The organism is Streptomyces cahuitamycinicus, assembly GCF_002891435.1.
In the GTDB taxonomy this organism is placed as follows: Bacteria; Actinomycetota; Actinomycetes; order Streptomycetales; family Streptomycetaceae; genus Streptomyces; species Streptomyces cahuitamycinicus.
This window is the reverse complement of record NZ_POUC01000464.1, coordinates 1-5,863: the sequence shown is the minus strand read 5'-3', so window position 1 is coordinate 5,863 and position 5,863 is coordinate 1. Positions and strand designations below refer to the sequence as shown.

Below are 5,863 nucleotides of genomic sequence, written 5' to 3'. Positions count from 1 at the left end.
TCCTTAACCTGGCTTTACGCCGCCGGGGGGCGGTTGGCACACCGGCGGGGGTGGGGTTTTCCACAGCAAAAGACTGCGCTGAACACCAGGGCGCGGTACCCCTCCCCGCCGCGAGACTGAAACACGTCGGACCGGTTCCTGGTCCGGCATCGCACACAGCGGCTGTCGACCAGGCGACCGCCTTCACCATCTGCTGACCGATATAGGAGACATACCGTGACATCGGCTGTAACCATTCCCAGGCACGGGGGCACTGGAGGGCGTACGGCCGTTGCCGCGCGGGCGCGGCAGGTCGTGAAGGCGTACGGATCCGGTGAGACCCGTGTCGTCGCCCTCGATCATGTCGACGTGGACATCGCACGCGGCCAGTTCACCGCGATCATGGGTCCCTCGGGATCCGGCAAGTCCACCCTCATGCACTGCCTGGCCGGGCTCGACACCGTGACGGGCGGCCAGATCTACCTCGACGAGACCGAGATCACCGGTCTGAAGGACAAGAAGCTCACGCGGCTGCGCCGGGACCGGATCGGGTTCATCTTCCAGGCGTTCAACCTCCTGCCGACGCTGAACGCGATCGAGAACATCACCCTGCCCATGGACATCGCGGGCCGCAAGCCGGACAAGGAGTGGCTGACGCGGGTCGTGGAGACCGTCGGGCTCGCCGACCGTCTCAAGCACCGGCCCACCCAGCTCTCCGGCGGTCAGCAGCAGCGCGTCGCCGTGGCGCGGGCACTCGCCGCCCGGCCCGAGATCATCTTCGGGGACGAGCCGACCGGAAACCTCGACTCCCGCGCCGGCGCCGAGGTCCTCGGCTTCCTGCGCCGGTCGGTGGACGAGCTGGGCCAGACCATCGTGATGGTCACCCACGACCCGGTGGCCGCCAGTTACGCGGACCGGGTGCTGTACCTCGCCGACGGTCGCATCGTCGACGAGATGTTCAAGCCGACCGCGGAGGCCGTCCTGGACCGCATGAAGGACTTCGACGCCCGGGGGCGCACGTCATGACCGTCATGAAGACCTCGATGCGCAACTTCCTCGCGCACAAGGGGCGGATGGCGCTCTCCGCGATCGCCGTCCTGCTGTCGGTCGCCTTCGTCTGCGGCACGCTCGTCTTCACGGACACCATGTCCACCACCTTCGACAAGCTCTTCGCGGCCACCTCCTCCGACGTGACGGTGAGCGCCAAGGGCGCCTCCGACACCGGCGAGACGACCGCCGACAACGGCAAGCCGCCGGTCCTGCCGGCCTCCGTGCTGGGCGAGGTCCGCAAGGCGCAGGGCGTCAAGTCCGCCGAGGGCGCGGTGTTCTCCACCTCGGTGACCGTCGTCGACGCCGACAAGGACAGCCTGTCGCCCTCCAGCGGCGCCCCGACCATCGTCGGCAGCTGGAACCGCAACGAAGCCCGCACCATGAAGATCACCTCCGGTGGGGCCCCCAAGGGCGCCGACCAGATCATGGTCGACGCCGACACCGCCGACAAGCACGACCTGAAGCTCGGCGACGAGATCGGCGTGCTCACCGCCGTCGGCAACCACAACGCGAAGATCTCCGGCATCGCCGACTTCACCGTCACCAACCCCGGCGCCGCGATCTTCTACCTCGACACGAAGACCGCCCAGCAGACCCTGGTCGGCGAGAGCGGTGTCTACACCAACGTCAACGTCACCGCGGCCACCGGCGTCAGCGACGCACAGCTGAAGAAGAACGTCACGGCCGAACTCGGCGGCGGCTTCCAGGTGAAGACGGCCAAGGAGACCGCCGACGCCAACCAGAAGGACGTCGAGGGCTTCATGAACGTCATGAAGTACGCGATGCTCGGCTTCGCCGGGATCGCCTTCCTCGTCGGCATCTTCCTGATCATCAACACCTTCTCCATGCTGGTCGCCCAGCGCACCCGCGAGATCGGCCTGATGCGGGCCATCGGCTCCTCCCGCAAGCAGGTCAACCGCTCCGTGCTGGCCGAGGCGCTGCTCCTCGGCGTCGTCGGCTCGGTACTGGGCGTCGGCGCGGGCGTCGGCCTCGCCGTCGGCCTGATGAAACTCATGGGCCAGATGGGCATGGAGCTGTCCACCGACGACCTCACGGTGGCCTGGACGACCCCGGTGGTCGGCCTCGTCCTCGGCGTGATCGTCACCGTGCTGGCCGCCTATCTGCCCGCCCGGCGCGCCGGCAAGATCTCCCCGATGGCCGCCCTGCGCGACGCGGGAGCCCCCGCCGACGCCAAGGCCGGCCGGATCCGCGCCGCGATCGGCACGGTCCTCACCGGCACCGGCGGCTTCGCCCTCTACCTGGCGTCCGAGGCCGACAAGGCCAAGGACGGCTCCCTGTGGCTCGGCCTCGGCATCGTCCTGTCGCTGATCGGCTTCGTCGTCATCGGCCCGCTGCTCGCCGGCGCCGTGGTCCGCGTCCTGGGCGCCGTGCTGCTCCGCATGTTCGGCCCCGTCGGCCGCATGGCCGAGCGCAACGCCCTGCGCAACCCGCGCCGCACCGGCGCGACCGGCGCCGCGCTGATGATCGGCCTCGCCCTCGTGGCGTGCCTGTCCGTGGTCGGCTCCTCCATGGTGGCGTCCGCCACCGACCAGCTCGACAAGACCGTCGGCACGGACTTCATCATCCAGTCCGACAGCGGCCAGCTGGTCACGCCGCAGGCGGTCAAGGCCGTGAAGTCGTCGCCGGACCTGGCCCGGGTCACCCAGTACAAGTGGACCAAGGCCGACTTCACCACCCCGGACGGCAAGACGCTCAAGGACACGGCGATCACGGCGGCCGACCCGTCGTACGCGACCGACCTGCGCACCGAGACCGTCGCCGGCAAGCTCCCCGACGCCTACAAGCCCGACTCGATGTCCGTCCACGAGAAATTCGCCAAGGAGCACGGCATCAGCCTCGGCTCCAAGATCAAGGTGGCCTTCAAGGACGGCTCGGCGGCCGACCTGACGGTTCGGGCGATCACCAGCAGCGACGTCGTGATCGACGCGGGCGCGATGTACACCTCCATCTCGACGATGGCCAAGTACGTCCCGGCCGACAAGATGCCCCTGGACTCGCTGGTCTTCGCCAGCGCCAAGGACGGGCAGCAGGACGCCGCCTACAAGTCCCTGAAGGCCGCGCTGCACGACTACCCGCAGTACACCGTGCGCGACCAGACCGACTACAAGGACGCCCTGAAGGACCAGATCGGCCAGCTGCTCAACATGATCTACGGCCTGCTGGCCCTGGCGATCATCGTGGCCATCCTGGGCGTGGTGAACACCCTGGCCCTCTCGGTGGTGGAGCGCACCCGGGAGATCGGCCTGATGCGGGCCATCGGCCTCTCCCGCCGCCAGCTGCGCCGCATGATCCGCCTGGAGTCGGTCGTGATCGCCCTCTTCGGTGCCCTGCTGGGCCTCGGACTGGGCATGGGCTGGGGCGCCACGGCGCAGAAGCTGCTCGCCCTGGAGGGCCTGATGGTCCTGGACATCCCCTGGCCGACGATCATCGGCGTCTTCATCGGCTCGGCCTTCGTGGGCCTGTTCGCCGCCCTGATCCCGGCGTTCCGGGCAGGCCGGATGAACGTCCTCAACGCGATCGCCACCGAGTAGCGGACCGCCCGAGACCACCGCACACGGGGGTTGCGGGGGATGGGCCCGCCCCGGAGGTCTCCGCCTCCGGGGCGGGCCCGACGGCTTGCCTGCCGGACGGACGGGCGGGCGGCGGGCCGCGCCGGCCGGACGCTCAGGCGTCGGCCCGCTGCGGGGCGGGTGCGGCGCCCCCGGCGCGTCGGACCCCGGCCGTCGCCGTCCGGCGTTCGAGAACCACGTACCCGGCCGCCTCGCCCGCGACGGCGTACTCGGCGAGGGGGTGCAGGGTGCGGGCGTAGCCCACGGGGTCGCGGTACCTGTCGTCGACGTTCTCCAGGGCGATGTACTCCGGGATGACGCCCCGGGTGTTGCCGAGCCAGAAGACCCGGCAGCGCGATGTGAGGCGGCTGATCGGGCCGATGTTGGCCTCGACGGTGGCGTCGTCGGGAATCCGCTCCAGCAGCCGTTCCACGTCGGACACCGCGGCGGGCTTGCGATAGATGTCGGCCTCGGTGAGCTGCGCCAGCGGCAGTGAGGTGGTCAGCGCCAGTGCCGCCGCGGCGACGGCGGCCGGCAGGTGAGCGGCGTAGGAACGCAGCCACGCGCGCGTGCCGCGGCGAACGGCCCGGAGCGCGTCGGCGAGGGCGAGGAAGACGACCGGCATCAGGACGGCGCTGTAGTGCCAGTCGGTGCCCCAGTAGTGCTCGTCGCCGGAGACGAACCGCCAGCCGAGCGTCGGCAGCGCGACCACCAGCAGCGGGGAGCGCAGCGCGAGCAGGCCCGTGGTCGGGATCAGCAGCCAGGCGAGCGTGCGCAGCTTGGTGCCGGTGCCGTCGAAGGGGCTGCCCGCACCGCTGACCTTGTTCCAGTAGTCGTAGCCGCCCGAGGTGTTGAACGCCGGGACGACCACCGTCAAGGCGAGCACGGTCGCCGCCACGCCGAACACCGCCACGCCGAGCGCGTACCGGACCGTCCGCGGCGACGAGTCGCGCGCCCGCCAGGCGACGACGAGCGCGATCGCGGCCAGCGTCAGCCCCAGGTCCTCCTTCACCAGCACCAGGGGAAGCGCCCACCCCAGGGCCGCGCGCGGGCGCCGCGCGAGAAGGGCCTCCAGGGAGAAGGCGATCATCGGGACGGCGAAGCAGATCTCGTGGAAGTCGAAGTCGACGGCGCGCTGGAGGCCCCAGGACAGTCCGTACGCCAGGCCGAGCGCGAGCCCGCGGCGACGGCCCAGGAGCCGGGTGGCGGCCCGCGTCACCGGCACGGCGGACAGCGCGAAGAGCGCGGCCTGCGCGACCAGCAGCGTGACCGGCGAGGGGAAGAGCCGGTACAGCGGCGCGAGCAGGGCGGTCACCGGGCTGAAGTGGTCACCGAGGATGACGAACCCCGGCCCCTTGAGGTCGGACACCGGCGCCCGCAGCTGCGCGTAGGCGCGCACGACCTGCTCGAAGATGCCCAGGTCCCAGGAGAGGCCGGTCATGTGCCGGTAGCGGCCGACGGAGACGAGCGTGTAGGCGGCGAAGAGGACCGCCGCGAGGGCCCAGGGCTCACCGCGCGCGCGGTCGGGGTGCCGGTCATCCGGGGGGTGGATGACCGGCGTCGGTATGCGGGGCTGCGCGATCTGGACGGTGGGGGGAGGCATGCCGTGCCTTAAGGGTGCGGTGAGCGGCCGGGAGCGGCGTCCGATCGATCATGCCGGGGCGAAAACAACGGGTGGGGGTGATGTTGTGAAGGTTGGGCGGCCGTATCCCCACTTGGCGGGCAGTGTTCCGCGGGCCCCGGGCTCCGGGACCGGCGCACTCTCCCTGAGCCACGTGGGACAGGGCGGGTGTTCGCCCCGGGGAGAGCGGGCGTTGTCCACAGGCCCGCCGCGCGGGCGCGCGTCGTCGTACGCTGGAGACCCCCGGCCCGCGGCGCGCGTCGGGCCCGTCGTGTTGCCCACCCCTGGACGGAAAAAGCCCCCATGAGCCTGCACGGTCTGCTCGACGCCGTAGTCAAGGACGCCGCCCTCGCGGAAGCGATCAGGGCCGCCGCAGACGGCAACCGCATGCACGTCGACCTGGTCGGCCCCCCTGCGGCCCGTCCCTTCGCGGTCGCCGCCCTGGCCCGTGACACGGGCCGCCCGGTGCTGGCGGTCACGGCGACGGGCCGTGAGGCGGAGGACCTGGCCGCGGCCCTGCGCTCCCTCCTCCCGGCCGAGGGGATCGTGGAGTACCCGTCCTGGGAGACGCTCCCGCACGAGCGGCTCAGCCCCCGCAGCGACACCGTCGGCCGCCGCCTGGCCGTGCTGCGCCGCCTGACCC

General features: G+C 71.2%; 4 protein-coding genes. 3 read left to right on the top strand and 1 reads right to left on the bottom strand.

Features of this window, described 5'->3' with window-relative positions:
• Positions 1–216 precede the first annotated feature (216 nt).
• Positions 217–1,005, top strand: a complete 789-nt coding sequence (locus C1J00_RS36770) for an ABC transporter ATP-binding protein (RefSeq protein ID WP_033312060.1) — start codon at positions 217–219, stop codon at positions 1,003–1,005.
• Positions 1,002–3,581 carry an ABC transporter permease gene (locus tag C1J00_RS36765; RefSeq protein ID WP_102913263.1) on the top strand — a complete coding sequence of 860 codons (2,580 nt, stop codon included), beginning with the start codon at positions 1,002–1,004 and terminating at the stop codon, positions 3,579–3,581. The genes C1J00_RS36770 and C1J00_RS36765 overlap by 4 nt, the downstream gene beginning before the upstream one ends.
• Positions 3,582–3,714: 133 nt before the next feature.
• Here the strand turns inward: C1J00_RS36765 and C1J00_RS36760 are convergent, their stop codons facing one another.
• Positions 3,715–5,202, bottom strand: a complete 1,488-nt coding sequence (locus tag C1J00_RS36760) for a DUF2079 domain-containing protein (protein ID WP_102913262.1) — start codon at positions 5,200–5,202, stop codon at positions 3,715–3,717.
• Positions 5,203–5,523: 321 nt separating this feature from the next.
• Between C1J00_RS36760 and C1J00_RS36755 the strand changes: the two genes are divergently transcribed.
• Positions 5,524–5,863, top strand: a 340-nt coding sequence (locus C1J00_RS36755; protein ID WP_146046326.1) for a hypothetical protein, incomplete at its 3' end; no start/stop codon positions are given.